This is a genomic window from Balneola sp., from assembly GCA_003712055.1.
Classification (GTDB): domain Bacteria; phylum Bacteroidota; class Rhodothermia; order Balneolales; family Balneolaceae; genus RHLJ01.
Map to the genome: position 1 here is coordinate 735,305 of RHLJ01000001.1, position 25,827 is coordinate 761,131.

At 39.8% G+C, this 25,827-nt stretch carries 24 protein-coding genes; 12 read left to right on the forward strand and 12 right to left on the reverse strand.

Features of this window, described 5'->3' with window-relative positions; genetic code table 11:
- Positions 1-13 precede the first annotated feature (13 nt).
- Together ED557_03255 and ED557_03260 are read left to right on the forward strand one after the other, a co-directional pair.
- The gene (locus tag ED557_03255; protein ID RNC85806.1) at positions 14-259 is read left to right on the forward strand and encodes a hypothetical protein; all 246 of its coding nucleotides are present in this window, start codon (positions 14-16) and stop codon (positions 257-259) included.
- A 2-nt stretch (positions 260-261) separates the two neighbouring features.
- On the forward strand, positions 262-1,755 hold the full coding sequence (locus ED557_03260; protein ID RNC85807.1) for a sodium:solute symporter family protein: 1,494 nt from the start codon (positions 262-264) through the stop codon (positions 1,753-1,755).
- Here ED557_03260 and ppk2 read toward each other — a convergent pair.
- Positions 1,752-2,573, reverse strand: a complete 822-nt coding sequence (gene ppk2, locus ED557_03265; GenBank protein ID RNC85808.1) for a polyphosphate kinase 2 — start codon at positions 2,571-2,573, stop codon at positions 1,752-1,754. The two genes, ED557_03260 and ppk2, sit on opposite strands and share 4 nt — an antisense overlap.
- Positions 2,574-2,695: 122 nt before the next feature.
- Between ppk2 and ED557_03270 the strand changes: the two genes are divergently transcribed.
- Both ED557_03270 and ED557_03275 read left to right on the forward strand, forming a co-directional pair.
- Entirely contained in the window at positions 2,696-3,391 is a 696-nt protein-coding gene (locus ED557_03270) for an RNA pseudouridine synthase (GenBank protein RNC85809.1), read from the forward strand.
- 150 nt (positions 3,392-3,541) lie between these two features.
- Positions 3,542-4,414 carry a hypothetical protein gene (locus tag ED557_03275; GenBank protein RNC85810.1) on the forward strand — a complete coding sequence of 291 codons (873 nt, stop codon included), beginning with the start codon at positions 3,542-3,544 and terminating at the stop codon, positions 4,412-4,414.
- Here ED557_03275 and ED557_03280 read toward each other — a convergent pair.
- Together ED557_03280 and ED557_03285 are read right to left on the reverse strand one after the other, a co-directional pair.
- The gene (locus ED557_03280) at positions 4,411-5,721 is read right to left on the reverse strand and encodes a DNA recombination protein RmuC (protein ID RNC85811.1); all 1,311 of its coding nucleotides are present in this window, start codon (positions 5,719-5,721) and stop codon (positions 4,411-4,413) included. The two genes, ED557_03275 and ED557_03280, sit on opposite strands and share 4 nt — an antisense overlap.
- On the reverse strand, positions 5,722-6,528 hold the full coding sequence (locus ED557_03285) for an alpha/beta fold hydrolase (GenBank protein RNC85812.1): 807 nt from the start codon (positions 6,526-6,528) through the stop codon (positions 5,722-5,724).
- 115 nt (positions 6,529-6,643) lie between these two features.
- Between ED557_03285 and ED557_03290 the strand changes: the two genes are divergently transcribed.
- Positions 6,644-9,733, forward strand: a complete 3,090-nt coding sequence (locus ED557_03290) for a T9SS C-terminal target domain-containing protein (GenBank protein RNC85813.1) — start codon at positions 6,644-6,646, stop codon at positions 9,731-9,733.
- Between the two features lie 3 nt (positions 9,734-9,736).
- On the opposite strand, the gene ED557_03295 is transcribed toward ED557_03290, so the two are convergent.
- From ED557_03295 to ED557_03330, 8 genes are all read right to left on the reverse strand, one after another.
- Positions 9,737-11,206 (reverse strand): ABC transporter permease subunit, encoded by a 1,470-nt coding sequence (locus ED557_03295; protein ID RNC85814.1) that lies wholly within the window; start codon positions 11,204-11,206, stop codon positions 9,737-9,739.
- A gap of 1 nt (position 11,207) precedes the next feature.
- The gene (locus ED557_03300) at positions 11,208-11,942 is read right to left on the reverse strand and encodes an ABC transporter ATP-binding protein (GenBank protein RNC86155.1); all 735 of its coding nucleotides are present in this window, start codon (positions 11,940-11,942) and stop codon (positions 11,208-11,210) included.
- A gap of 283 nt (positions 11,943-12,225) precedes the next feature.
- Positions 12,226-12,426 carry a hypothetical protein gene (locus ED557_03305; protein RNC85815.1) on the reverse strand — a complete coding sequence of 67 codons (201 nt, stop codon included), beginning with the start codon at positions 12,424-12,426 and terminating at the stop codon, positions 12,226-12,228.
- 10 nt (positions 12,427-12,436) lie between these two features.
- A complete protein-coding gene (locus tag ED557_03310) occupies positions 12,437-14,635 on the reverse strand; it encodes a T9SS C-terminal target domain-containing protein (GenBank protein RNC85816.1) in 2,199 nt (732 codons plus the stop codon).
- A gap of 210 nt (positions 14,636-14,845) precedes the next feature.
- On the reverse strand, positions 14,846-15,343 hold the full coding sequence (locus ED557_03315; protein ID RNC85817.1) for a fasciclin domain-containing protein: 498 nt from the start codon (positions 15,341-15,343) through the stop codon (positions 14,846-14,848).
- Positions 15,344-15,425: 82 nt separating this feature from the next.
- Complete coding sequence (locus tag ED557_03320) at positions 15,426-16,190, reverse strand: anti-sigma factor (protein RNC85818.1); 765 nt, start codon at positions 16,188-16,190, stop codon at positions 15,426-15,428.
- Positions 16,191-16,196: 6 nt separating this feature from the next.
- Positions 16,197-16,751, reverse strand: a complete 555-nt coding sequence (locus ED557_03325) for a sigma-70 family RNA polymerase sigma factor (protein RNC85819.1) — start codon at positions 16,749-16,751, stop codon at positions 16,197-16,199.
- A 66-nt stretch (positions 16,752-16,817) separates the two neighbouring features.
- The gene (locus tag ED557_03330; GenBank protein RNC85820.1) at positions 16,818-17,300 is read right to left on the reverse strand and encodes a GNAT family N-acetyltransferase; all 483 of its coding nucleotides are present in this window, start codon (positions 17,298-17,300) and stop codon (positions 16,818-16,820) included.
- 165 nt (positions 17,301-17,465) lie between these two features.
- Here ED557_03330 and ED557_03335 point away from each other — a divergent pair, with 165 nt between their 5' ends.
- The 6 genes from ED557_03335 to ED557_03360 all read left to right on the forward strand — a co-directional run bounded on the left by ED557_03335 (position 17,466) and on the right by ED557_03360 (position 23,189).
- Complete coding sequence (locus tag ED557_03335) at positions 17,466-17,957, forward strand: sigma-70 family RNA polymerase sigma factor (protein RNC85821.1); 492 nt, start codon at positions 17,466-17,468, stop codon at positions 17,955-17,957.
- Positions 17,954-18,574, forward strand: coding sequence for a hypothetical protein (locus tag ED557_03340; protein RNC85822.1), 621 nt, complete (start codon positions 17,954-17,956; stop codon positions 18,572-18,574). Before ED557_03335 ends, ED557_03340 begins: the two co-directional genes overlap by 4 nt.
- A gap of 208 nt (positions 18,575-18,782) precedes the next feature.
- Positions 18,783-20,048: a threonine ammonia-lyase gene (ilvA, locus tag ED557_03345; GenBank protein ID RNC85823.1), complete on the forward strand. Its 1,266-nt coding sequence runs from the start codon at positions 18,783-18,785 to the stop codon at positions 20,046-20,048.
- A 192-nt stretch (positions 20,049-20,240) separates the two neighbouring features.
- Positions 20,241-20,789: a hypothetical protein gene (locus ED557_03350; protein RNC85824.1), complete on the forward strand. Its 549-nt coding sequence runs from the start codon at positions 20,241-20,243 to the stop codon at positions 20,787-20,789.
- A 1-nt stretch (position 20,790) separates the two neighbouring features.
- The gene (locus ED557_03355) at positions 20,791-21,936 is read left to right on the forward strand and encodes an aminotransferase class V-fold PLP-dependent enzyme (protein RNC85825.1); all 1,146 of its coding nucleotides are present in this window, start codon (positions 20,791-20,793) and stop codon (positions 21,934-21,936) included.
- Between the two features lie 2 nt (positions 21,937-21,938).
- Positions 21,939-23,189 (forward strand): aminotransferase class V-fold PLP-dependent enzyme, encoded by a 1,251-nt coding sequence (locus tag ED557_03360; protein RNC85826.1) that lies wholly within the window; start codon positions 21,939-21,941, stop codon positions 23,187-23,189.
- Between the two features lie 67 nt (positions 23,190-23,256).
- On the opposite strand, the gene ED557_03365 is transcribed toward ED557_03360, so the two are convergent.
- Positions 23,257-23,871 (reverse strand): DUF2911 domain-containing protein, encoded by a 615-nt coding sequence (locus ED557_03365; GenBank protein ID RNC85827.1) that lies wholly within the window; start codon positions 23,869-23,871, stop codon positions 23,257-23,259.
- 202 nt (positions 23,872-24,073) lie between these two features.
- Between ED557_03365 and ED557_03370 the strand changes: the two genes are divergently transcribed.
- Positions 24,074-25,822 (forward strand): hypothetical protein, encoded by a 1,749-nt coding sequence (locus ED557_03370; GenBank protein RNC85828.1) that lies wholly within the window; start codon positions 24,074-24,076, stop codon positions 25,820-25,822.
- Positions 25,823-25,827 lie beyond the last annotated feature (5 nt).

Consider the following 25,827-nt stretch of genomic DNA (forward strand, 5'->3'; position numbering starts at 1 on the left):
TTAGGCCAAATAGATGTCTTTTAAATCTCCTATATCTCTCTCTTTCTCTAAAAAGAGAAAGAAACGAGCCCTTACTTTAGTTACGGTTCTTTTCTTCCTTCAACTCTGTTTGATCTGGCCAATCTATCCTCTGTTCTCATCCCCTACCCCTCAAATATTGGGCTTCCCATTATCGATCATCTGGGTAATCCTAATTCTTGTTTGTTCTTTCTCGGCTGTTTTAATCTTTTTTTTAAAAGACACTAACGAGGAGTACTGATCTTGGAAAGCTGGATGATCATTCTCGGAATTTGTGGGATTTACCTCATCATTACCTTGGTAATGGGCATTATCCCGGGACTTAAAGTCACAAGCAGTACAGATGGCTATGTAGCAGGCGACCGCTCTATGAATGTGTTCATTCTATACTTCGTGCTTGGAGCTTCAATCTTTTCCTCCTTCGCTTTTTTAGGAGGTCCGGGCTGGGCCTATTCACGGGGAGCTGCTGCATTGTATATCATTGCTTATGGAGCAATGGGTATGGTCCCCTTCTATTTCTTCGGGCCTAAAGCCAGAGCTATTGGTGCAAAGCACGGATTTGTTACTCAAGCCGAGCTATTAGAAGATCGCTATAACAGTAAGCTTCTTTCGATGATTTTGGCTGTTCTCACCATAGTGGTTTTAATTCCATACCTCACTCTGCAAATGAAAGGAGCAGGAATCGTGCTCAATACCATTAGTGAAGGAGTTATTCCTATTTGGCTTGGTGCAGGGATCGCTTATTTCGTAGTGCTCATTTATGTGTTCTTCAGTGGTGTGATGGGAGTTGGATGGACAAATACCTTCCAGGGTATTTTTATGCTGGTGATTGCCTGGTTCCTGGGTATCTATCTCCCCAAGAAAATGTATGGAGGTATTGGCCCCATGTTCGAACAGCTTATCAATTCGGAGTTTAAACAAGCATTAACTGCACCAGGTCTTACTTCCGGAGGCGAAGCCTGGGATTGGTGGGGATTTAGTTCAGCTGTAATTGTATCAGCGATTGGCTTTTCGATGTGGCCTCATTTCTTCATGAAGGCCTTTGCTGCAAAAAGTGACCGAACCATAAAACTCACTGTAGTTTTGTATCCAACATTTCAGCTTTTCCTGGTCCCTATTTTAATCATTGGTTTCTCTGCCGTCCTGGCTTTCCCTGGTGTAACCCCTGCTGATTCTATTCTGCCCCATGTACTACTTCAGATGGATTTACCTGTCGTACTAATTGGGCTGGTTTGTGCGGGAACACTAGCTGCATCCATGAGTTCAGGGGATGCCATTGTTCATGCTGCCGCCTCGGTTGGAGTTAGAGATGGCCTTTCAAAAATCCCTTCACTGAAAGACTGGGTTTTTAGGGGCACGAATGAGCGAACATTGATTCGCATATTAGTAGTCATTATCAGCTTGATTGCCTACTACTTTGCCGTGTTCTCTGAAACTGATATTGTCTCTCTCCTTCTGGGAGCCTATGGCGGCATTGCTCAAATGTTTCCACTTATGTTTGCCATGTTCTATTGGCCAAGAGCTACAGGAAAAGGAGCACTTGCAGGATTGATTAGTGGGATTTTAGTCACGTTATTCTTCTTGTATAATCCCGAGTTCAAACCTCTCCCCATGCATGAAGGTATTTATGGATTGATTGTAAATCTCATTCTTTTGATTGGGGTAAGTCTTAGAACAAAGCCTGAAGAAATAGAAAGAATTGCGAGGTACACAAACCTCAAAGAATCAGAATACTAACTCCTCTCATCATCCACTGGGTTTTCCCCATAGATAGCCTCAATCCATCGTTGATTTGAAATAGGTGGACGTTTGTAGTTTGGATCCTTTTTTACAGGAGGCAATTCGATAGGATCCGGAGTTAGATCGTTATAGTCTATTTTCGATAATAGATGATGAATACAATTTAATCGAGCGTGTCTTTTGATATCTGCGTTTACCACATACCAGGGTGATTCGTCTCTGTCAGTATGCTCGAACATAACATCCTTGGCTCTGGAATAATCTACCCATCGAGTCCGTGCTTCCAAATCCATCGGGCTTAACTTCCAGCGTTTCATTGGATCTTCGTTTCGTGCTTCAAATCGCCTTTTCTGCTCTTTGTCCGAAATAGAAAACCAATATTTGATAAGAATAATACCAGAGCGAATAAGCATATTTTCAAAGTCAGGGCAGGTTCTTAGAAACTCCCGATATTCTTCTTCTGTACAGAAACCCATTACCTTTTCTACCCCAGCCCGGTTGTACCAGCTTCGATCAAATAAAACCATTTCCCCTGATGAGGGAAGTTGATTCACATATCGTTGGAAGTACCACTGATTTCGTTCTTTTTCGGTGGGCTTAGTTAGAGCTACTATGCGAGTTACCCTTGGGCTCATCACTTGTGCTATTGTCTTTATAGCCCCACCTTTTCCCGCGGCGTCCCTCCCCTCAAAAACCACACACACTTTTAAACCCTGCTCTTTAATCCAGTATTGAAGCTTTACCAATTCTGCCTGGAGCTTATCCAACTCCTGATTGTATACTTCCCGATCCAGTTTTCCATTTGCTGAATAGATACAGCCTCCTTCCTATACGTTGATATACTGAGAAAAAAGCTCTAAAGGAAATGAGATGCAAGTACTTAAAAAGTGACTTTCAAAACTATTTCCCTAACCATTAAGTCGGTATCTTTATCGAAATGAGTTCATCTACTAAAACCACCCCAAATATCCCCATTATCTATGAAGACAATCATCTATTAGTCATAGATAAACCCGCTGGTGTATTATCACAGGAAGACCGAACCGGAGCACCGGATGTATTAACTCTCTGCAAGAAGTACATCAAAAAGGAATACAAGAAACCAGGCAATGTGTGGCTGGGACTTGTTCACCGTTTAGATCGGCCTGTCAGCGGGCTGATGGTGCTTGCTAAAACCTCCAAGGCGGCATCCCGACTTTCGGAAGAAGTACGGAAGAACAACATGAGTAAGACCTATTGGGCGCTAGTATATGGTATGGCTCCTATGGAGCAACAGCTTACACACTTTTTAGAAAAAGATAGAAGAACTAATCTTGTAAAAGCTTATAACTCTAAAAAGAAAGGTGGAAAAGAAGCACGTTTGAGTTTCTCGACGATCAAACAGAGCAAGGATTATAGTGTTGTAGAAGTGAATTTAGAAACAGGTCGACCTCACCAGATTCGAGTTCAGCTCGCAAAAATTGGACATCCTATTTTTGGAGACTATAAATATGGAGAACAAGGAACTGGTCCAGGAAAACAATTGGCTCTTCGCTCCATGAAGCTTTCGTTTAAACATCCGACTAAGGATGAAATGCTCTCATTTGAAGCACCGGCACCCAAAAAGCAACCCTGGGATATCTTTCAGTATTGAGGTTGAAATTAAGTGAAAAGAACTTTGTCATTTCGATTGATTCTGATGAAATCAGAAGATTGAGAAATCTAAAAATTGGGTTAACAAAAATGTATTCTTTAGATGTCTCACATCTGTTCGACATGACAATATGATATTTAAAAGAGATCAATGGCTAAAATCTCCCACACTGCTGCTTTTATCGGAATTAAGTTTTATGGGTTAACCAAAGATGCCAGGATTTCCCAACACTTTGATCCCTTCCTCCCTTCCTTCTATCAAAACCTGGTAAGTCACCTTCCTAGTCATCTTAGCTGGTACCAAAGCTTTCTGAACTCACAATGGATGAGAAGATTTTTTATGTGGACTGAGGAGCTTCTCCTTCCCGGGGATATCATGCACATCATTTGCAGGAAATATTACCTAGATAAAATGATAAAGGAATCGCTTGAATCCGGAGTCGAACAACTGGTCATCCTGGGTAGTGGTTTTGATCATATCGGAGCTTACTTTTCTTCCAAAGGAACCCCTTGTTTTGAATTGGATCGTGAGTTAATGACTAAAGAGAAACAGTTTTTTCTTGAAAAATTTGAATATCAAAAAACAAACCTTGTGCTTATTCCTGGGGATTTTGAAAAAGGAAGATTGTGTGAATTTCTATCTTCTGCTGCTACTTTCGATACCTCTAAAACCACGCTTTTTATTGCTGAAGGGTTTTTCGATTACCTGTCTGTGCAAAGCTCCAGAGAAATTCTTGAAGACATCAGGGAGCTAAATCCTCAAAACAAATTACTCACCACTTTTTTCTCTCTGGATGAACTAAATAGCTTCCATCGATTCTCCTTTACTTCCGGAGTAAGCATGGTTGGAGAATCATTGAAGCTCCCTTTGAACCTTAGTTCTTTTACAACACTTCTTCAGAAATATGGATTCATACCTGGAAAAAAAATAAGCTTCGTGGATATGGAAGAAGGTTTGGTAAAAGAAACCGGGTTAAATCTTCCGGTTTTGAATGGGTTTTATATACTTAAGACTGGTAATTAATCTTCCTCTTCCAAAAAAGAATCTGGTAACGCCTTCGTAGCCTTGGCTCCTAATTTTTTGAGCTTTTCTGCTTGACCGAGGAGATTTCCAGAACCGGTAGATAACCTCTTCATTGCAGTATCATAACTGTCCTGAGTTTGTCGGATTCGTTGACCAATGTCATTCATGCTTTCCACAAAACCTACGAACTTATCATAAAGTGCTCCTCCACGGTCCGCTATTTCTAGGGCGTGTTTATTTTGTCGGTCTCGCTTCCAAATAGTGTTAATAGTGAATAATGTAGCCAATAGTGTGGAAGGACTCACAATCACGATGTTCTTCTCAAAGCTCTCGTTATATAAATTCGGCTCACTTTGAAGTGCAGCCGCAAAAGCCGGTTCTACCGGAATAAAGAGCAAGACAAAATCCGGAGTTTTATTGTCATAAATCTGAGGGTAGTTCTTCTCGCTTAAGCCTTTTACATGAGTTCGAATTGAAAGCACATGCTCTTTAATGGCTTTGAGCTGATCGTCTTCATTCTCTGCCGTTGTAAATCGCTCGAATGCAGTTAACGAAACCTTTGAGTCAACAATCAGGAACTTCTCATCAGGGAGTTTAACTACCACATCTGGTTGGAGTCGTCGGCCATCTTCGAGCGTCTCGCTTTGCTGAGTAAAATACTCCTCGTCTTTCCTGAGTCCGGATTTCTCGAGAATACTCGCCAGTACCACTTCCCCCCAATTCCCTTGGGCTTTGCTATCTCCTTTTAACGCTTTGGTAAGGTTTTTGGCATCCTCACTCATTTGATTATTCAGCTCCATAAGCTGCTTGAGCTCTTGCTTCAAGGAGCCACGAGCTTCTACCTGATCTTTATGAGTCTCCTCAACCTTCTTCTTAAACTCTTCCAGTTTCAATCCCAATGGGTTGAGAAGCTGATCAAGGCTTTCTTTGTTCTGTTTTGTGAACTTCTCGGCTTTTTCGTCCAGGATTTTATTGGCAAGATTTTCAAACTGGGTCTTCAACTGCTCCTGCATAGCAGCCAGTTCTTCCTTTTGCTCAGATAGTTTTACCTGTAGGTTTCGATAATCGGCATTCAGCTCAGCTAATTGCTTATCCAGCTGGTTTGCACGATCCCTTTCTTGCTTTATCTCTACCTCTTTTTCCCTTAAGAACTGTTCATGCTTTTCCTCAACTTCTTTTTGCTGAGTCTCAAGATTTGCATTTCGCTCTTCCAGTCGGGAAGTCTCGGATTTTGATTTGAAGTAAATAATCAAAAAGCCAACAAGACCCCCAACTAGTAATCCTCCAATGAGGTAAACAATCTCCATTTACCCTCTCGCTAAAATTTCTTTCATCTTTTCTTGTAGTACTGGATTATGAAAAACCCCATTATGACCCTGGCCTTCAAGCATGATATATTCATCATTATCATCCAAATACTTGTTGAGTTTTACACCTCTTTCAACAGGAAGACGAGTATCTTCTCCTGCATAAAAGATAGTGATTGGTTCATCAATCCTGGGTAAAGCCAAATCTGTTCTAAGCGGGTACCTCACAAGAAACGAGGGTAAAAATGGGTAAGACATATTCTTCATATCCACCATGCTATAATAAGGCGTCCAAATAATTAGTTCTTTTGGATCGTTTTCCGCTGCTACCAATGCTGCCACTCCTGAACCAAGAGAATATCCAAGTACAATAATCTGATTTTCTGAATACTCTTTCTTCATTTCATCATAAACAATCTTCATATCACCGACAAGGTCGTCCTCGTCCTTGAGCTTCCCTGTACTTAATCCATATTCCCGGTAGTCGGGATATAGAATGTCATAGTTATTATCCAGAAATAGAGTGAATTTTTCCGGGTTTGTATCTGTACTTCCCCCATTACCATGGTAATAAATCACCAGACCTTTAGAAGAATCCGATTTAGCGAGAATACCATGTATCCTTGCTCCATCTGTTACATCGAAATATCGCTCTTCAAACTCAAAGGGGTAGTTGAATATATGCCCTTCTTCTAACTTAGTTGGATTGAATAAAATCGCATTCTGGATACTGTAGAAATAAATACATACCCCAATATATAGAAGGCAAATGGTAACAAATGTGCCAAGCGCTGATTTCCTAAGCATGCAATAGTTTTTTGGAGGAAGATAGCCTATTGAGGGCTTTAAATCTCATCAATTCGAAACTGGAAAAAGATCAATTTTTTATCTAAAATGTAAGCGCTTTCATAATTATATTTTTATGCAAAAATACTTCCTCCTCATCGTTTGTATTTTCCTTCTTTCATCTGGCTTAAAAGCCCAGGAACAAGAAAAAGAAGCTAGTAATCCTCCTATCTACATCGCCTTCCTCTGGCATATGCATCAGCCTTTATACTGGCCGGGAGAAACCATTCTGGAAACCCAGGCAGCCAACTATTATCCCTATTCTGTTTTTGACATCCATAATTTGCGAATTGGTCCTTATACTACCTGGCCAAAAATTGCTGTTCAAAAAGGAATTGATGCCGAGCTCCCTCACCTCGGAGCATCAGTAAGCTTTTCAGGTACACTCATCGAAAATCTGAATCACCTTGAGGATAATGGAAACGGAAATTTTTCAAACTGGACTTCGCATTGGAACTCAGTAATTAACCAGACTACAACTCTTGGTAACCCAAGAATGGATATGATAGGCTTTGGGTATTACCATCCGTTAATGGGACTGATAGAGTATGATGACATTCGAGCCCAGATACAAAAGCATAAACAAATTATGGGAGATACATTTGACGGTTCCTATTCAAAAGGAATATTTCCTCCTGAAAATGCTTTTTCCACTGATATGATCCCAGCACTTGTTGACGAAGGCCTGGAATGGGTATTGGTGGATAATATCCACTTTGAAAGAGCTTCTGAAGGATACCCTTACAATACAGGAGGGAACTTATATGAGCCCAATCAGGCCGATGTGAGAAACCCAAATCCTGGAGATTGGGTTCAATTAAACAACCTGTGGGCCCCAACTATGATCTCCGCACAATGGGGGCACCAGCCTCATTACGTGGAGTACACGAATCCAGAAACTGGAGAGACTTCAAAGATCATTGCTGTACCAACTGAGCGATATATGGGAAATGAAGATGGACGTGGTGGATTCGGTGCATTACAGTATGAATCAGTAATGAGCCAGATAGAAAGCTATAACACCGATCCTGACCACCCTATTCTAATTGTTCTTCATCATGACGGTGATAATTTCGGAGGAGGTTCGGAAGGCTATTATAATGGTAATTTCCAAGCTTTTGTGGATTGGGCTAAAGGTCAACCGGATCGTTTTGTACCTACCACCATTCAGGACTATCTGGACATGTTCCCACCGGATGAGAATGATGTAATACATATCGAAAGTGGGAGTTGGGCAGGAGCCGATAATGGAGACCCCGAATTTAAGAAATGGTTGGGCGATCCCGGAGCAGATGGATATAGTCCGGACAGAAATAGTTGGGGAGTAATCACAGCAGCCAAAAACTTTGTTGATCATGCAGGTACCGTTGATGAACTAAGCGCTAATTACCTGGAGGCTCAGACTTTCCTCCTAAATGCTGAAGGAAGTGATTACTGGTATTGGGATAACTCAATCGATGGGATTTGGGATACACACCCAACTACGGCTTCTAACCTTGCAATTGCAAAAGCTGAACTTGTAATCAATGATGGAGCCGATACAACCCCTCCTACTATATTTAAACCACAGAGAGAACCCTACAATCCCGGAGGATTTGAATGGGAAGTAGCTCAGGATAACGATTTTGAGATCTGGACTTATGTTTTCGACGTTTCAGGATTGAGCACCGTCAATCTCAGATACAGAGCAGTTTCAGAAATTGATTTTTCCACAAACCGGACTCAGAGCTTCTCACAGATATCAGAAAGTGATACTTCATGGAAAAATATTGAAATGGGTGGTATTGATATCACACCGAAAACAAATGTTAATCCCAACTATAAGGCGAAAGAATATTCAGCTTCATTGGAGGGATACAATAATATGTATATCGAGTATTTTGTAGAATCAACAGATGCAGAAGGCAATACATCCAGATCTATGATCCAATATGTATGGGTTGGAGCGAATACCTCATCAGGCGGAGGCGGAGGTGGTGTTACTCCGGTGAATGCATCTATTTCCATTCTGCCTGAAAACCCAACCCAGGAAGATACAATTAACGTGGTAATTTCAGGTGCCACTCAAGAAGCCATGCTGCATTGGGGTACCAATAATTCCGGTAATGTTTGGGAAACGCCAAATGAAGTCTATTGGCCAGAAAATACCACTCTTTTTAACGGATCAGGTCCAGCCGTGGAATCTCCGTTTAGTTTTAATGCGGATAGTGCTACCCTAACCATCAAGCTTGGGCCTTTTAATGATGATGCCCAACAAGTAGATCGGGTGAATTTTGTAATTCACTATGCTGATGACAGCTGGGATAACAACTCTGGTAATGACTACCTGATCAACTTTGGCACTGATTCCGGGGAAGGAAATGGTGGCAACGGAGGCGGAGAAGGTGAGTCTCACAATTTCGTTATGGATGGAAATCTTGATGATGGTGCCGTAAACCTTGTCTCCAATGATGACCTGAATCTTTACCTCAATTGGGAAGAACCATTCCTTTATGTTGCGACAGAGTCAGCGAACGGAGGAGCTTACGACAAGTTTATTTTTGTTGCGGATGGAAGCGAAACACTAACGGGCAGCCCATGGGCAAAATCAGGTCAGATTGCAGAATGGAAAGCCTTTCTGGCCAATGAACAGGGAAATAATTATCAGTCCTGGTATGATCAAACCGGAACGGTATCCAGTAACGCAGGATCTTACCTTGAAGGAGTTATTGATATAGAAGAAGAATTCGGCTCAATTCCAGAAAGTATTTCTTTAGCAATTGGAGCCTATGGAACCAATGATGCCGGAAGCCTGATGCTGCAAGCTCCATCAGGAGATGGAAACGAAAACATTGAAGCGGATGAGTTTTTTGAGTTCAATTATGTACTCACTTCAAATGGAGAATCTGAGTATGTACCATCAGAAATCGAGCTCCTTCAAAATTACCCAAACCCGTTCAATCCTTCGACTGAGATAGCTTTTAGATTATCAGAATCAGCAAGGGTAAAACTCACTGTATATGATGCATTGGGAAGGGAGATATCGATTCTTGTTGATGGAATGAGAAATGCAGGCTTTCATATAAGTAGCTTTGATGCTTCTCAGCTTTCAAGTGGAATTTATTTTTATAGACTGGAAGTTGGTTCACAGATCATTGCTACTAAAAAGATGCTACTACTGAAATAGAGTTTAATACTCTACGCTTAATTTCTTTTCGATTAGGTCAAAAACCCATTGTACTAATAAAGCTAGTAGTGCTGCAGGGATTGCTCCCTGTAGTATTAGGGCTGTGTCATCAAGCCGGATACCCGTAAGGATTGGCTGCCCGTACCCACCCGCTCCGATTAAAGCTCCTAATGTGGCAGTTCCCACATTAATTACTGCAGAAGTTTTAATTCCCGCAAGGATGGTTGGAATCGCCAGTGGTAATTCGATTTTTTGAAGAATGACCTTAGCCGGTAGGCCTAATGCATTTGCAGATTCGATAATGGGCTGAGGAATGTTGGTAATTCCTGCATGTGTATTTCTCACTATTGGCAGTAAACTATAAAGAAATAAAGCTGCCATAGCAGGTAAAGCCCCAATTCCTAATAGAGGGATCATGAATACTAATAATGCCAGCGATGGAATGGTTTGTAGGATTCCAACCAGCCCAAGTAGAGTACTTTCGAGCCTGGAAAACTTTGAAGCCATTACTCCAAGTGGTATTGCAAATAAAATAGCCAGTCCTAAGGATATGCCTACAAGGTATAAATGATCCAAAGTATGCTTCCAAAGATCTTTCCACATAGATTCCCTGAAAACTTCTGACTGGATATTAAAAGTAGTTTGCAGATAAGCAGCAGCCACTTCTGAATCACTTTGCCCATCAATCTTAACAGCGGCATTCATCGAACTCATCTTTGACTCTTCAATAGTCCCTGAGGCTAATTTTAGTTTATCTACTAACTCTGGATAGTCATTTTCTAGTTCTTTTCGATACAGGAATACTGCCTCATAAACCGGAAAGAACTTCTGATCATCTTCTAAAGAGATTAGTTCATAGTACTCTATTTCAGCATCTGTTGAATACAAGTCTATTACATCAATATTTCCAGCTTCTAACCCTCGATAAGCCAGATCATGATCCAATCCTGTAAGGTTTATTTCATCAAAGCTGTACCAGGTCTTTAAGCCCTTCCAGCCATCAGTTCTGTCAATGAATTCGTTTGTAAAACCGAATCTAAGAGAGGGATGATTTCTCAGATCTGAGATGGTTTTTATACCAAGCTCATCGGCTAATTCTTTTTTCATGCCCAGTGCATAGGTATTATTAAAGCCTATGGGTTTAGTAGTAGTTATTCCATACTTAGCTAACTCCGTTTCTATTTCTTCCAGATTGTCTATGTCCTGGTTTTGCAGAATTTCCTGGATTAGAGTTCCGGTATACTCAGGATATATGTCTATCTCCCCTTCAACAAGGGCGTTCCAAACAACTCGTGTTCCTCCTAGTTGTCGGTAGAATTCAGTCTCAATTCCTTCGCTTTCGGCAAGCTGTTTTGCTACCTCACCAAGAATTACGGATTCAGTGAATAGCTTACTTCCAATCTTAACCAGCTCTTGGGAAAGAACACTTTCATTTACAGGAAAAATAAGTATCAAGATCAGAAGTCTTTTCATCCTACCCCACCCTTATTGATCGCTGTGAATTCACAAACTTTTGAACAAAGGAATCAGCAGGGTGTTCGATCAGGTTATCAATTGTTCCTCTCTGAATTATTTTTCCTTTGTTCATAAGAACTATGTCATCACCAAGATAGGCTGCTTCGTTCAAATCATGGGTAACCAATAGCACCGTTTTCCCAAGAGAGGTAAAAATCTCTTTTAAATCCGTTTGTAGTTCATACCTAACCATTGGATCTATCGAACCAAGTGGCTCATCCAGGAGCAATATATTTGGATCAAGCATCAGCGCTCTTATCAAGCTAATCCGCTGTTGCTGGCCACCCGATAGCTTAGATGGCAATCGATCTATGATTTCATGATCTATTTTTACTAAATCGGCTAATTCCTGAATTCTACTATCAATTCTTTTAGAATCCCACCCCAAAAACTTTGCTGTAATCGCGCAATTTTCTCTTGCAGTTAAATGAGGGAAAAGCCCACCCTTTTGTATTACGTATCCAATCTTTCTTCGTATCTCAAGACTATTTTGACTGGTAATTTCTTCATCATCAATAAATACATTTCCGGTATCTTGTTTTATTAGGGCCATTATAATTCTAAGCAACGTGGATTTACCACACCCACTCGGCCCAATTAAAGACACTACCTTTGCACTTTTAATTTCGAGAGTTATCTGATCAAGTACCTGCTTTGATGAGTAGTTTTTGGAAACACGTTGAACTGAAATCATACCATGAAGAAACGCAATGCAAATGGTATTCGAAAGAGGAATGAATAGAAACACCATTTCACCAGACAAAAACCGGTGAATATTGAATTAGATATCACCACATTTGCAAGAGATTCAGCGAGCACTGAGAGCTCGTCTCGAAGCAATCTCAGAAGCATTGCTTATATACCTAAGATTGCTTTGTCGCAAGCTCCTCGCAAATGAAAATTATGTTTCGAGACATAAAAAGAGTCTCTAAAACTATAGCGTGAGGGCTCAAGATTAGCTAATCAGAAAGCCAGTGTTAGATATCGTTTTCTTCGTTCTCTTTACGCTTGTCACGCAGCTTCTTGATGGCATAAGCACCTCCAGCTGCTGCCAACAGTCCAAGGCCTCCATCGATCGGAGCTTGGCTGGGTCCTCCTGGTAAAGAAGGCTGAGCCATCGCTAATTCAGTAACAAATACTGCAAGCGCAGCTAGAGTAAATAAAATTCGTGTTTGCATATTCTAATACTTATTTGATGAGTGTCATTTTGCGAGTTAAGGTCTGTCCACCCGCTTCTAAGCGGTAGATGTACATGCCACTAGCAGCTCCCGAAGCATCCCAGCTTACATTATAGCTTCCTGCGGCCTTGGTTGCATTAACCAGCTCCGCTACTTTCTGTCCCATAAGGTTATATACATTCAAGGTTACTTTGCCCGTAGAGGCTACCGTATAATTAATCGTAGTAGATGGGTTGAATGGGTTTGGGTAGTTTTGTTCGAGTTCGAAAGTGATAGGGTCATCACCGGTCTCATTACTTACCGAAGCCGTATTCGGAGTTATGGTAATCGCAAACCTGATACCATCTTCTGATTTAGACTTTTGAGTAACTGCCTGTACTCCAGTGATAATACTTAGTGGGTTTATTTGCTTAGAGTTCGGAGCATCAGAATTGAATACATATTCTGTCTCTTCACGCATATCTATGTTAACCTCTTCCTGGTAGTCATGGAGGGTAAGCTGCCATTCATCAGGAATAGTTTCGAGACCTTTCCAGTCGAAAGTAAAGCCTCCGTCAACTCCAACCTGTTGTAATTCAAGCTCTATCGTGACTTCTTCCGTCAAATCCCATGGAAGAGATTCTACTGATTTTAAACCCGTTTCAGACTTAAAAGCCATAGTAGCATAGGTAGGACTTAATGGAACCAGCTTAGAAGCATCCGCCCGATCAAATCCTTCCGTTGCATATTCTCTGAAGGCCATACGAATGGCTTCATCATAGCTGTCATCAGAAGAAAGGGTGAAAGAGATATCTCCTCTTTGTTCGGAAGCTTTAGAGAAGTGCGTTGCTGTTGTATCGGAAGAGGTTTTCCCAGATGTTGGAAATGCTAAAGCAGTAGTACTTTGAGCGCTGGAGACTTCTACAAAAAATCCCTGCCAAGGTGCTACAATATAGGCAGAAGATTTATCGCCCGTAGTGTAAGAACCATTTTTCCAAAAATGAACATTATCTTGAGTACCATCCCCAGTAAAAGTCATTTGGTTTAAATCGTAATTCGATGCAAATGGATTCCCGACAAGAGTATACTTACTAGTTGCTGCACCAGAACCGTCAGTACTTCCAGCAGCAGTTGTATTTAATGTAACATCCACCTGTGAACTTGGTGGAGAGCCTGGCACATCCAGAGTAATTGGAAGTTCAGAACTACTTGCATCAGTATTATCAAAGAAATAAACAGCAAGTCCATATCCGTCTGTTAAAGTTGTTGCATCAGAGGAAACAGCCTCAAAAGAACCTGTATCATCATAAGTATAAATGGTAGCACTGTCTGTATTAGAAGTAAATTGTGCTCCAATTCCATCATCAGAAATATCAGCTCCGGTTGCTCCTGTTATAGGAAAAGAAAGTAACCTCCACCCCGCATCACCAGTAACTTCAACACTGTGTTGCATCGATTGAGCCTCAGTAAAGAAATCCCCTGATAATGATCCTAAATCTGGATCAGTTCCAAGGTTACCGCCTGTATATCCCTCATTCGGTAATAATACATCAGACCAAAAACCATCACCAGAAATTATGGCAGCGAATAATCGAACGGTTTGAGTACTATCAATACCAGGTATTTCAGATATCTTAATTCTGAATTCTAAACCTTCATCTGTACCACCACTATTTTCATAAGCAACATCAAGTGAACCTGCATTATAAATGGAAGCATCGGATGACGGAAGAGACGTTGAAGTACCATCTTGACCGGTTGAGCCGAGATAATCCCATTGAAAGAGAGCCCCCGTAGATCCATACCGAACGGCATCTACATAAAAGTCTGTAGTAGTTGATCCCTCGTTCATTCCAAAAGCATAATCCACTTCAAAATCGAGCTTAGAACCATCAAAATTTTCATCATCAAAAAAACCAATCGTTGAAGATTCTCCCACTACATCTCCAGCTGGAGTACCATCATAGCCCGAGAAATCGAGAAAAATTGCGTAATTATTATTGGAATCTAGATCACCTGGTATCCCGATGTAGATATATTCACCGTCCGCAAAATACTTTAAATCATCCATTGTATTAGTTGATCCGAATCCGTCATTACCATTTGATGTTGCTAATGTTGAATACTCAGGTTCATCAGATATACCATCAATAGTTATTTGAGCTAAAAGTAATTGTTGAAGAGAGAGACTTAAGAAGAGTAAAAAAAACAGGCTTGTAGCTTTTTTCATAAACCAAAAAGTTAATTTTTGAATAGTTAATACCCGCAGTGAAACCCCTTTTCTGTACCATAGGGACTCATGTAACCGCTTACAAAAGAAATGGAATTTCACCAAACCATACAAGCGTTAATTTTTCTTGGTTTCAATGAGTGAGCAATAAAAAAAGCCACTCGTTCAGGAGTGGCTTTTTAAGTGTATGAGTTTGATGGATAAGCGAACTTATCGCATATCTGGTGGTAATATCACCTTGTCAATTACATGTACAACCCCATTGGTAGCTTCAATATCAGCAGCTACTACTGTAGCCCCTTCTACTTTTGCTTTTCCATAGCTAAGGGTAATCTTTGCATATGCTCCGTTTACTGTTTTAGCTTTCATATTATTTTCAAGGTCAGTGCTCATTACTTTCCCTGCTACAACATGATAAGTAAGCACTGCAACCAGCTTATCTTTGTTTTCTGGTTTTAGTAACATTTCAACGGTTCCTTCAGGAAGGGCTGCAAATGCTTCATTAGTAGGAGCAAATACGGTAAAAGGGCCATCGCCTTGTAGCGTCTCAACCAGCTCGCCAGCTTTAACAGCAGCTACTAATGTTGATAATGTCTCTGTTCCAACGGCAAGCTCTACAATGTCTTTATCCTGTGCCTGAATCGATATTGAAAAACCTGCAACGATTAATAGTGCAAGTAATCCCTTTGTGATTTTTGATAACTTCATGATGAATAGTTTAGGTTAATGTTGAAGTTATCCTAATTACGAAGCTCGAGCTGTGTCCGGATTTCGGTGGAAGAAAAAAAGTTTAGATTTTTTTTCCGGACAGGTACGCATTCTCCACCGTAGCCTCTTCTGAACCACCTTCAACTTCGAGAGTTACATTCAAGGATTCGAAATCACCTTCGAACACACGGATATGTTGAATCTGATCATTATGATGAAATACCCCTATGTTATGCATATGTCCATCCCGGTCTGCCCAAAGCTGGTACTGATGCCCGTCCGGGGGTTGCGGAAGCTTTCCTACCTGTATGTAAACATCCCTGGTATTCTTATTTATATAAACATTGGCATAGGATTCGGGAGATACATCTAATCCGTTCAAAGGGATTTTGACATTTGCAGCACTATTAATAAAAGAAACCTGATTATTTAGTTCATTGAATCTATTCTCAGCATCAATAGCCTGACTTCGATAAGAGGTTATTTCCGAAAAGAAAAATCCATTTAAACCAACACTTACTAATAATAGAATGGTAGCGGCTATTTTAAATACATCCAGCTTACGAATTCTATTTTCTTGAGGATTTATATTTTCTTCGGGCTTTCGAAGCGCAGCTACTTTTTTATTGAGTATATCTTCCTGAGCTTTTTTAAGTATTTCTGAAGAAGGGGTTCTCCCTGTTGAACGAGAATAATTATTTATGGAAGCACGTAGGGCTATAATCTCCTGGTAAATCTCAGGGTATTTCTCGGCTATCCTGTCCACTTCTTTATTCTCATCGTCGCTTAGAAGTCCAGCAACATACTGTTCTAAAATTCCTGAATCTATGTACTCTCTAATATCCATCTGTACTTAGAAAATCTTCCTTAATGTCGACAACGCCGTTCGCATTCTTGTTTTAACCGTTCCCAAAGGGATATCCAATTCCTTTGAAATTTCCTTTTGTGTAAAACCTTTAAAATATGCCATATCAATCAAGCAACGTTGGTTTTCAGGGAGCTGGTCTACCGTTTCCCAAACATCGTTACTTTGTTCAATCTTCTTTTGTTCAGTTACTGAGCCACTATTAAATACGAAGTTCTCTATGCTGTTGGATTTTCCGTCCCGAATAAATTCTTTACTTCTTGTCTTATCGATAGCAGTATTCCTCGCAACTCGAATCATCCACGTATATAAACTTCCCTTTGAGGAATCGTAACTATCTCCCCTCTCCCAAACTTTTACCAGTACTTCCTGAAGTACATCCTCTGATAGCATCTTGTTTTTCAGGATTTGATTAATTGCATTGAACAGCGCCACTGAATAGTGCTCAAATATCAAAGCTACTGACTCATCATCTTTCTCTTTTAGTTTGCGAATAATCTGGTCTTCGATACTTATCGACAGAATAGGAACGGGGTCTTGCACACTTCCGAAATTGTTTGAATTTCTTTTAAAAGAATATCCAAGTGTAAATCATTCCCTCTCAATGAATTATTTTGATAGCTCTCTCACCATTAGGCTAACGTACTTCTTTCCTCCTTCTGAATAATGCTGATGAACTTCATCAAATCCCAACATCTGGTGGAATTGAATTGACTTTGGATTGGGTGGTTGGATGTTTACTTCGCAGGTTATTCTCTCTTCATCCGAGTGTTCAAATAGATATGCATAGAGTTTGGAACCCAGTCCCTTTCCCCGAAAACTATCTTTAACTACAATGCGATCCACATAATCAAAAGAAGAGTAGTGTTTAGTGAAATACTCATAGTTCTCACTATCATAACTAACTCCCGGCCCCAGAACAATTATAAATCCTGCTAATTCACTCTCTTCTTCTACAACCAGGAAAAAAGAAGATACTTCCAGAAATTCTTCAAAATCGAATATGGGGATATTGTTTACATGAGGTAAAACTGATTCATTCAAGAGTCTTACCTCTTCGAGATCGTTATGAAATGCAGTTCGAATAAACATTTTTTGTTGATAGTGTAATATTTCTGGGAATTGTGATACTTATCCTGGAAAACAGGTATTCATCATGATAGAAATTAGTGAACTCATATTTTGGATACTCATCTTCTACGTTATTTTTTCAGAAGACGAATCATCAAAACAATGTACGATTGCTAAAAAAGGCACATGGCGATTGAGGAACAATTTACGAGATTGATCCAGGAGAATGCGGGCATCATCCACAAAGTGATTTACTTATATGTGGATGATCAACAGGAACGCTCTGATCTTTTCCAGGAGGTAATGCTCCAATCGTGGAAATCGTTTAAGTCGTTTCGGGCAGATTCTAAATTCTCAACCTGGTTATATCGGGTAAGCCTTAATACTGTGCTCACCTACAACAGGAAAGCGTCACGCAAAGTAGATACATCTTCATTTGATGAGGTTGAGTATGCGGTGGGTGAAGATCATGAGGAGAAGAGAGATCAAAAATCGATGTTATTAATGCTCATTAAAAGGCTGGATGACATCGACCGAATGATCATCACTCTTCATCTGGATGGATACAGCAATAAAGAGATTGCTGAGATAACAGGCTTAACGCCAAACAATACAGGTGTAAAACTACACCGAATAAAAGAACGGCTTGTTGCCAAAATGAAAGGTGAAATGCAATGAGTAACGAATTACAACTTGCCTGGGACGAACTTCAAACCGAATTACAAACCGATACCATCATCAATAAGGAGGAGATCATGGCTGCCATTAAGAGCGAATCTAAAAATCCACTTCAGAAATTACGTTATGCTACTAAGATCCGATTGTACTGGACGATATTCTTCGCCGTATTTTGTTTCCTTGGAGCAGTGCTAAGCTTCAATTATCCAAGAGCAATATTCCTATGGGGTATTGGCTTCGCTTATTATTTTGGAGGAGTAATATTGGTACGTCATCATCTTAACAAGCTGGATGACAACTTTGACCACAATATTAAATCTCTCCTCGAAAACTATTACAATCGACTTACAAAAATGCTGTCGATTGAAGAACTAGTAGGAACATTCATCCTTCCAGTTTCAGTAGTACTCGGTTATTGCCTTTCCGGTGTATATGATGGAGAAACCTTTACTCAAATCTTCTCCGACGCCAAAGGGATTGCTTTATTAATGGGAGTAATGGTTGTATTTACCGCTATAGCACTTTGGGGCACCAAACGTCTTAATTATAAAGCCTATGGCAAATACCTTGAACAACTTAAAACTAATATTGATTTGTTGAACACGATTAATAAATAACCCCGTCTTTGCGAAGGAGTCGGCAGAGCACGACTGAAGCAATCTCAGGATCCCCAAGAAAAAAGTTCGAGATTGCTTCGTCGAAATAAATCGAATTTGAAACAGAGTTTTGATACTCCTCGCAATGACTTTTTATTGCATTATTCTTAGTTGAATATTCAAACTATATTCCAGCACTCACATTCATCGAAATACAAACCGTGTTCTAATGAAACACACGCTGGAATCATCGCTAATCTCTGTGAAAGAGATTGACAAAGCTGCAGCTACGCTTGCTGGAATAGCTACACCTACCCCTCTTTTAAAAAACGAACAACTATCAGAACGTTACGAAGCCAATATTTGGCTAAAGCGCGAAGATCTACAGGTTGTTCGTTCCTATAAAATCAGGGGAGCTTATAACAAGATTGATAGCCTTTCTTCTGAAGAATTAACAAACGGAGTGGTTTGCGCAAGCGCGGGAAATCATGCCCAGGGAGTAGCTCTTGCATGCTTTAAGAAGGAAATTCATGGCACGATTTTTATGCCGGTTACCACACCCGAACAAAAAGTAAACCAGGTGCAAATGTTTGGGAAAGAGTATGTAGAAGTGGTACTCCAAGGAGATACTTTCGACGATTCTTTTTCCAAGGCCAAAGCCTTTTGTGAAGAAAAGAAAGCGGCTTTCATCCCTCCTTTCGATGATCCAAAAATCATAGCCGGTCAGGGCACGGTTGGTAAAGAACTACTCGAAGATGCCGATTTTAGCATCGACTATCTTCTTCTTCCGGTCGGAGGTGGAGGATTATCTGCCGGAGTAGGCTCATACTTTCACTCACTTTCTCCTCAAACCAAACTTATTGGGATTGAACCTGAAGGAGCTCCGGCCATGCAGCAATCCATTGAACAGGATGAAATTATTACCCTAAAGGAAATTGATAAATTTGTGGATGGAGCTGCTGTCCAGCGTGTTGGTGATATCACTTTTGAAATCTGTAAAGAAGTATTAGATCGGGTTATCACGGTTCCTGAAGGAAAAATTTGTGGGACTATACTCCAGATGTATAATGAACAGGCTATCGTGGTTGAGCCAGCCGGAGCAATGTCAATTACCGCATTAGACTCGATCAAAGAAGAAATCAAAGGAAAGAACGTAGTTTGTGTAGTTAGCGGGAGTAATAATGACATTACACGAACCGCTGAAATCAAAGAGCGCCATCTCCAATATGAAGGGCTTATCCACTATTTCATCGTTGAATTTCCACAACGGTCGGGTGCTCTCCTTGAATTCCTGAAAGATGTCTTGGCTCCGGGTGATGACATCATATTCTTTGAGTATTACCGAAAAACAAACCGGGAATATGGCCCAGCTATGATTGGTCTGGAGATAAAGCACAAAGACGATTTAGAACCTTTACTGGAACGAATGAAGGCAAAAAATCTCACTTTTCGATATGTTAATGACCAACCAACGTTATATAGGTTTCTGACTTGATTAAAAAAGTCTCCCCTCCAAGGGGAGATAAATGATCAAAAAAGTTCTTTGATCATTTGGTGGGGTGTAACACCCACCGCCTTTTGAGCAAGCTCAAAATGACACCTCCCTGGAGGGAGGACTTTTTTCTCTCGACATATTATTTAACAATGGTCTGGGAGATTTTTTGGAGCCCGAAATTTATATTCTGAAATGAGCTTCAAAAAGATCAGCTTAGGTTTACTGTTGCTATACTTTGTAGGATTACATGCCATATTATTTCTCCTCTATTTTGAAAAAATCGAGTATAACAATGAGGGCTGGCCTCGTACATTGACAACTATTTGCGAAGATGGTTCAACTTCTTTTTCCGAAACAAAACAATCGTACATATATCAATACGAAGCGGATGGAACCTTTTCCATAGTAGGAAAAAAGGAACTGGCTATTTACGGCGACTCACTGGCTGTTTTAACTGAATATTTTAGCAACTATAAATCAATAATCTTTTTATCGGATGAAAAAGGTAGGTTTTGGGGACGCCTCAATAATAATCAGGTAGTTACTAACCTCTTTTTGAAAAGAGGAAACTGTATGATTACACCTGATGCAGTTGTAGGAGAATTTGTTGATAGACAGAAAGCAGAAGAATTGAGACAGAATTATCAACATCTTGAATGTGAGTTTAAACCAAATGACGCTCCCTATGAGGTTTATTTACTCACGAAGATTCACAACGGATTTAAACTGATCTATTTTTAATATGAACTCCCAAAAACACCTCTTCAACCTCGATCCCAACATTACTTATCTGAATTGCGCGTACATGTCTCCCATGATGAAAACTGTGGAGGAGGCGGGCCATAAAGGCTTACTAAGAAAGCGGCAACCCAATGAAATCGGCGCAGAAGATTTTTTCAATGAAGCAGAAGAGTTAAGACAAGCCTTTGCACAGTTCGTGAATGTTACTGAACCTAATCGAGTAGCAATTGTAGCCTCTGCATCTTATGGATTAGCAAATGTAGCCAACAACCTGAAATTGACATCTGGGGATGAGATTTTGTTGGTAGGAGAACAATTTCCCAGTAATGTCTATTCCTGGAGGAAAGTAGCTGCAGAATCAGGGGCTAACATTATCACGGTACCTGCTCCACCAAATTCCCTGGAAAGAGGAACCGAATGGAATACAAAAATTCTGAACGCCATCTCTCCGAAAACAAAACTGGTGGCTTGTGCTCATGCCCATTGGTCAGATGGCACCCTATTTGATCTAAAAGCCATTCGAAAACGAACAAATGAAGTGGGTGCATGGCTGGCTATTGATGGGACCCAAACTATTGGTGCCCTCCCCTTCGATATTGAAGAAATTCAGCCGGATGCTCTTATTGCTTCAGGATACAAATCGTTGATGGGGCCTTATGGAATTGGCATGGCCTACTATGGTCCCGCTTTAGATGGCGGTGTGCCTATTGAAGAAAACTGGATCAACCGCTATAAGAGTGAAGATTTCAGAAACCTGGTTAACTATAGCGATGATTATCAACCAGGGGCTTTACGATATGAGGTTGGAGGACACAGTAACTTCATTTTAGTCCCGATGCTTCTTGAGGCGATTCGTGTACTAAATTCGTGGGGTGTTGAAGAAGTACAGAATTATTGCAAGCAACTGGTTCATGAACCGGTTCGACAATTACGAGATGCAGGCTTCATTATCGAAAAAGAAGATCATCGAGCTTCTAATATATTTGGTATCCGGCTTGGGGAGCATCATGACATGGCCGATATCAAAAATAGATTACAAGAAGCAAATGTCTTTGTTTCTTATCGAGGAGATGCAGTAAGAATCTCTCCAAATGTATATAATGAAACAGCTGATATGGACTTACTGGTAAAAACTCTAACCCGTTAATTATGGCTTCAAGGAAGGATTTTTTGACTCAGGTAGCAGCTGGAGGAGCTGCCTCCCTACTTTCTACACTTACTCCTATAAAGGAACTTTTTACGGAGCAAATGGGGGCTTCTATTTTACCTGGTCAACTCCCAACCCGAAAGGATTATTCATTATCTGATTCCGTAACCTATTTGAATCATGGTTCAACAGGTACTATGCCAAAGATTGTGCAGGAGGCACGTCGTAGTTATTTGGCTTTATGTGAAAACAACCCTTGGTTTTATATGTGGAGCAGTGAATGGGAGGAGCCAATACATGAAGTGCGTGAAAAAGTAGCTCGCTACATCAATGCCAACCCCAATGAAATCACTTTTCCACATAATACTACCGAGATTTTCAACCTTCTTGCATTGGGTCTGCGTTTAGGAAGCGGAGATGAAGTGCTTTTTCCAAACTTGAATCATTCTGGTGCAAGCATCCCTTTTCACTTTCATGCATCTAAAAAAGGATATGATGTAAGAGTATTTGAGATGCCTGTTGAAAGAATTTCTGATATTAATGTAGATGATCTACTCGCTTTATATGATGAACACATTACTCCAAAAACCAGACTGGTTGTAATACCACATATCGATAATACTTTTGGGGTTCGACAACCGGCTAAAGAGATCACAAAATTAGCCCGCAGCAAAGGAGTTCCATTCGTTGCTCTTGATACTGCTCAAACTATGGGCATGATCCCCATTGATGTAAAAGACCTGGATGTTGATATAATTGGTACAAGTGCTCATAAATGGCTACAAGCCCCAAAAGGGATTAGTGTAGCCTATTTTAACCCGAGAATTTGGGAAGAAGTCTCTCCAATGTGGGTTACCTGGGGTCAGGAAAGATGGAAAGGTTCATCCAGGGTATTTGAGGATTATGGCACAAGAAATCGCCCGGAAATACTTAGCATAGGCCATGCTATTGATTTCCAAGCTAGTTTAGATGAAGAGGTGAAATCAGAAAAGCTTCAATCACTCTGGAATCTTGCAAAGGATCTTGCCGATGAGCATCCAAATACAACCTGGAGATCTCCAAGAACATGGGAGTTATCTGGCTCTCTGTTCGTTATTGAAGTGAATAGCATAAAGCCCTCCGAACTATCAAATGGGTTATTTTTAGATCATGGCATTGTATTCCGACCTTTCGATGGATACTCAACCATCCGGATTTCACCTAACCTTGCTAATACCGAGGAAGAGATTTCTAGACTGTTTGAATTGATCTAAGAAATCAGAATGTCATTGCGATCGCAGTGACACAATCTCACCGAGATTGCCATTCTTACTTCTACGATTACCCCTCTCTAATATTCGTAACTGGTATCCTTAACCTGGTGTTCTCCCATTCAACTAGAAGTTCGGCTTCTTCAAATCGAATGGTGAAGCTCTCTACAAAAGAATCGTTGGATTCGGGTTGTATATCAAAGCTACCAATTTCATTCTCACGTACACTTCGATTGATAACATTGCCCCAATGAAAAGTGGATGTTGAAATAAACACCTCCCAACTGTATTCACCTGGTATCGCATATACTGAATATCTTCCTTTTGGTACTACCACTTCCCCTATTACTAAATCGGTAGAGGTATATAATCGAGTAGGTTCATTGGCTCCGAATCTCCAGAGTCGGTCATAAGGAACAATACCTCCGAATACCTTTCTTTCCCTCGCCGAAGGACTTCCATAACAAACTAACACCCGATCTCCTTCAAGTTCGAAATCAAGGGTTTGTAACGGGCTTGGGCGCTTCATATACGTCGAAGGGCTTGTATAGTCTTTAATACATGAGCCAAGAGTCATATCAACCGGAACATGGTGATACCCTGTTGCTACAAAAAAAATAAGAATTGAAAAGGGGAGTAATCCGAAGAGGATAAACTTTAGCTTTCTAGAAAGATTAACTGCCATACTTATTCATTAATTCTAAACGGCATGCTTATGCGGTGAAAGGTAAAGTATGGTTGCAGAGCTTTTAAAAAAATTAATCAACAATTATCTGGTTCTTTGAATTTACATCATTTAAAATCAGTTGAATAGATTTATAGCTTGTAAAATTTTTAATTGAGACTAAACTATTGTAATAAATTGGTTAGTAATTAAATAGGGTATCATGAAAAAATTAATCGGGGTAGTATTTATAATTTTCATTTTTTTTGGTTCGACAAAAGGACAAGAATATGAGTGGGAGATAAGAACTTTAAATAAAGACACCGTTCTTACTGAATTATTTCTCCCGACTGTATCATCTTCCACATGTACTCATGAAATTCCATTTTTGGTAAAAAAGCTTAAGGGAGATGCCACTAAGTTTGAATCTCTGGGAAAAGACATTGGCAGAGGAACTGCAAAAATTGGGATTGATTTTATTCTAAGTGACACCTTAGAACTAATTCCAAATAGGCATGAGCTAAACAAGTTAGATACGGTCTACTATAAGATTGAGATTAAAAATGATGCTATAAATAATGAAGAAGAATATTTTACTCTTGAGATTCCTTATAACGAAAAAATACAGCCTTTTGATAATCATATTCTTATAAAAATATCAGATCAAACTCTTTCTTCTTGTTCCGATCAGATAGAAAATACGTCCCTAATTCTGACAACAAAAAATAAAAAAGATGTTAGTGTTGGCTTACTGAAGCTGAAAGAACAACCCATATATATCTACCGATATGAAAACTCATTGAAACCAAAACAAAGAGGAAAAAAAAGGTTTTACTCAAAAGGCTTAGTAAAAGTATTAATTCCTCCTATTGGGATTGCATCAATAATAGGCAATCGAAATTTTAGAGACCCTAGTAAGCCTGATAAAGGCCAGTTAATTAAAACAGACTCTCTTCTAAATATAATTGGAGCAAATATTGCAATTGAAGATGGTTTTATAAAATTCTTGGTACTAGAAACTTCAAATATGAATAGCGAAAAAGGTTCTTTAATATTTGAAAATAGTACTAACCCTATTTCATTAACCAGTTATTATTCAGAAAAGGCAAGGCAAAATCATCTTACTGTAAGAAATAACATTAAAAGAAATCAGCTCTTTATTAAACCATGGGATTTTCTTGAATATTATACTTTAGGTGACCAAATCCTTTATCCTTCTGATATAGAAATTACGCTTCCCGATTCGTCAGGTTCTAATCAGGTTTTTCTTTCGAGCTATGGAGACTTGAATAAAACTATTAATGCAGAGGTTTATTCGGATTTACTTGGCTTAAGTGATGAAGCTAATGGGATATTACAGACAGAAGTAAGCACAAAATTTATTCTAAATTCCGAAAGTAATAACAATTCATGGGTTATTCTTTCTAATTCAATGACTCCGTATGCAAAAATCTCAAAATTTGATTCAAGTACTGATAGTTTAAAAATCGCCTCTACTGACACAACAATTGATAGACTAAAACTATTAAGATTAAATGAAGCTAACTTTGGAGTAGGGTGGAATGTATTCCGAAGAAACAAAATCCATGATCTAAAACTAGATGTGGGGCTGGAGTGGGCGCGAACAAGCAATATAAAACTAGCTGACAATCAATCTACGGATGTAAATCAAACGATCTATTTTACTAAACTTAGTTTTGATACAAAAAAAGGGAAAAATTTTGGGATATCTTTGGCCTATAAACTTTCATTTCAGCAAATTTGGAAAAACGCGATGGTGAAAGAAAGGAAACATGTATTTATTCATAATTTTGAAAGTACATTGGATTATTATCCACTTGATGATTCATCTAGCAAAATTTTCTTTCGGTTTAAACCCTTCTTTTCAGGAAATAGCCTGGCTCAGAATAATTTTGTACAAGTTCAATTCGGAACTAAAATTGCTTTTTCAGGGCTTCTAGATAGAAAATAATAATA

Bases quoted from the DNA above. Each gene is read 5' to 3' on its own strand.
- ED557_03305 (RNC85815.1), bottom strand. From the start codon at position 12,426: ATGCAAACACGAATTTTATTTACTCTAGCTGCGCTTGCAGTATTTGTT.
- ED557_03290 (RNC85813.1), top strand. From the start codon at position 6,644: ATGCAAAAATACTTCCTCCTCATCGTTTGTATTTTCCTTCTTTCATCT.
- ED557_03300 (RNC86155.1), bottom strand. From the start codon at position 11,942: ATGATTTCAGTTCAACGTGTTTCCAAAAACTACTCATCAAAGCAGGTA.
- ED557_03360 (RNC85826.1), top strand. From the start codon at position 21,939: ATGGCTTCAAGGAAGGATTTTTTGACTCAGGTAGCAGCTGGAGGAGCT.
- ED557_03335 (RNC85821.1), top strand. From the start codon at position 17,466: ATGGCGATTGAGGAACAATTTACGAGATTGATCCAGGAGAATGCGGGC.
- ED557_03270 (RNC85809.1), top strand. From the start codon at position 2,696: ATGAGTTCATCTACTAAAACCACCCCAAATATCCCCATTATCTATGAA.
- ED557_03330 (RNC85820.1), bottom strand. From the start codon at position 17,300: ATGTTTATTCGAACTGCATTTCATAACGATCTCGAAGAGGTAAGACTC.
- ED557_03315 (RNC85817.1), bottom strand. From the start codon at position 15,343: ATGAAGTTATCAAAAATCACAAAGGGATTACTTGCACTATTAATCGTT.
- ED557_03280 (RNC85811.1), bottom strand. From the start codon at position 5,721: ATGGAGATTGTTTACCTCATTGGAGGATTACTAGTTGGGGGTCTTGTT.
- ED557_03350 (RNC85824.1), top strand. From the start codon at position 20,241: ATGAGCTTCAAAAAGATCAGCTTAGGTTTACTGTTGCTATACTTTGTA.
- ED557_03370 (RNC85828.1), top strand. From the start codon at position 24,074: ATGAAAAAATTAATCGGGGTAGTATTTATAATTTTCATTTTTTTTGGT.
- ED557_03275 (RNC85810.1), top strand. From the start codon at position 3,542: ATGGCTAAAATCTCCCACACTGCTGCTTTTATCGGAATTAAGTTTTAT.
- ED557_03255 (RNC85806.1), top strand. From the start codon at position 14: ATGTCTTTTAAATCTCCTATATCTCTCTCTTTCTCTAAAAAGAGAAAG.
- ED557_03320 (RNC85818.1), bottom strand. From the start codon at position 16,190: ATGGATATTAGAGAGTACATAGATTCAGGAATTTTAGAACAGTATGTT.
- ED557_03365 (RNC85827.1), bottom strand. From the start codon at position 23,871: ATGGCAGTTAATCTTTCTAGAAAGCTAAAGTTTATCCTCTTCGGATTA.
- ED557_03295 (RNC85814.1), bottom strand. From the start codon at position 11,206: ATGAAAAGACTTCTGATCTTGATACTTATTTTTCCTGTAAATGAAAGT.
- ilvA (RNC85823.1), top strand. From the start codon at position 18,783: ATGAAACACACGCTGGAATCATCGCTAATCTCTGTGAAAGAGATTGAC.
- ED557_03310 (RNC85816.1), bottom strand. From the start codon at position 14,635: ATGAAAAAAGCTACAAGCCTGTTTTTTTTACTCTTCTTAAGTCTCTCT.
- ED557_03285 (RNC85812.1), bottom strand. From the start codon at position 6,528: ATGCTTAGGAAATCAGCGCTTGGCACATTTGTTACCATTTGCCTTCTA.
- ED557_03340 (RNC85822.1), top strand. From the start codon at position 17,954: ATGAGTAACGAATTACAACTTGCCTGGGACGAACTTCAAACCGAATTA.
- ED557_03355 (RNC85825.1), top strand. From the start codon at position 20,791: ATGAACTCCCAAAAACACCTCTTCAACCTCGATCCCAACATTACTTAT.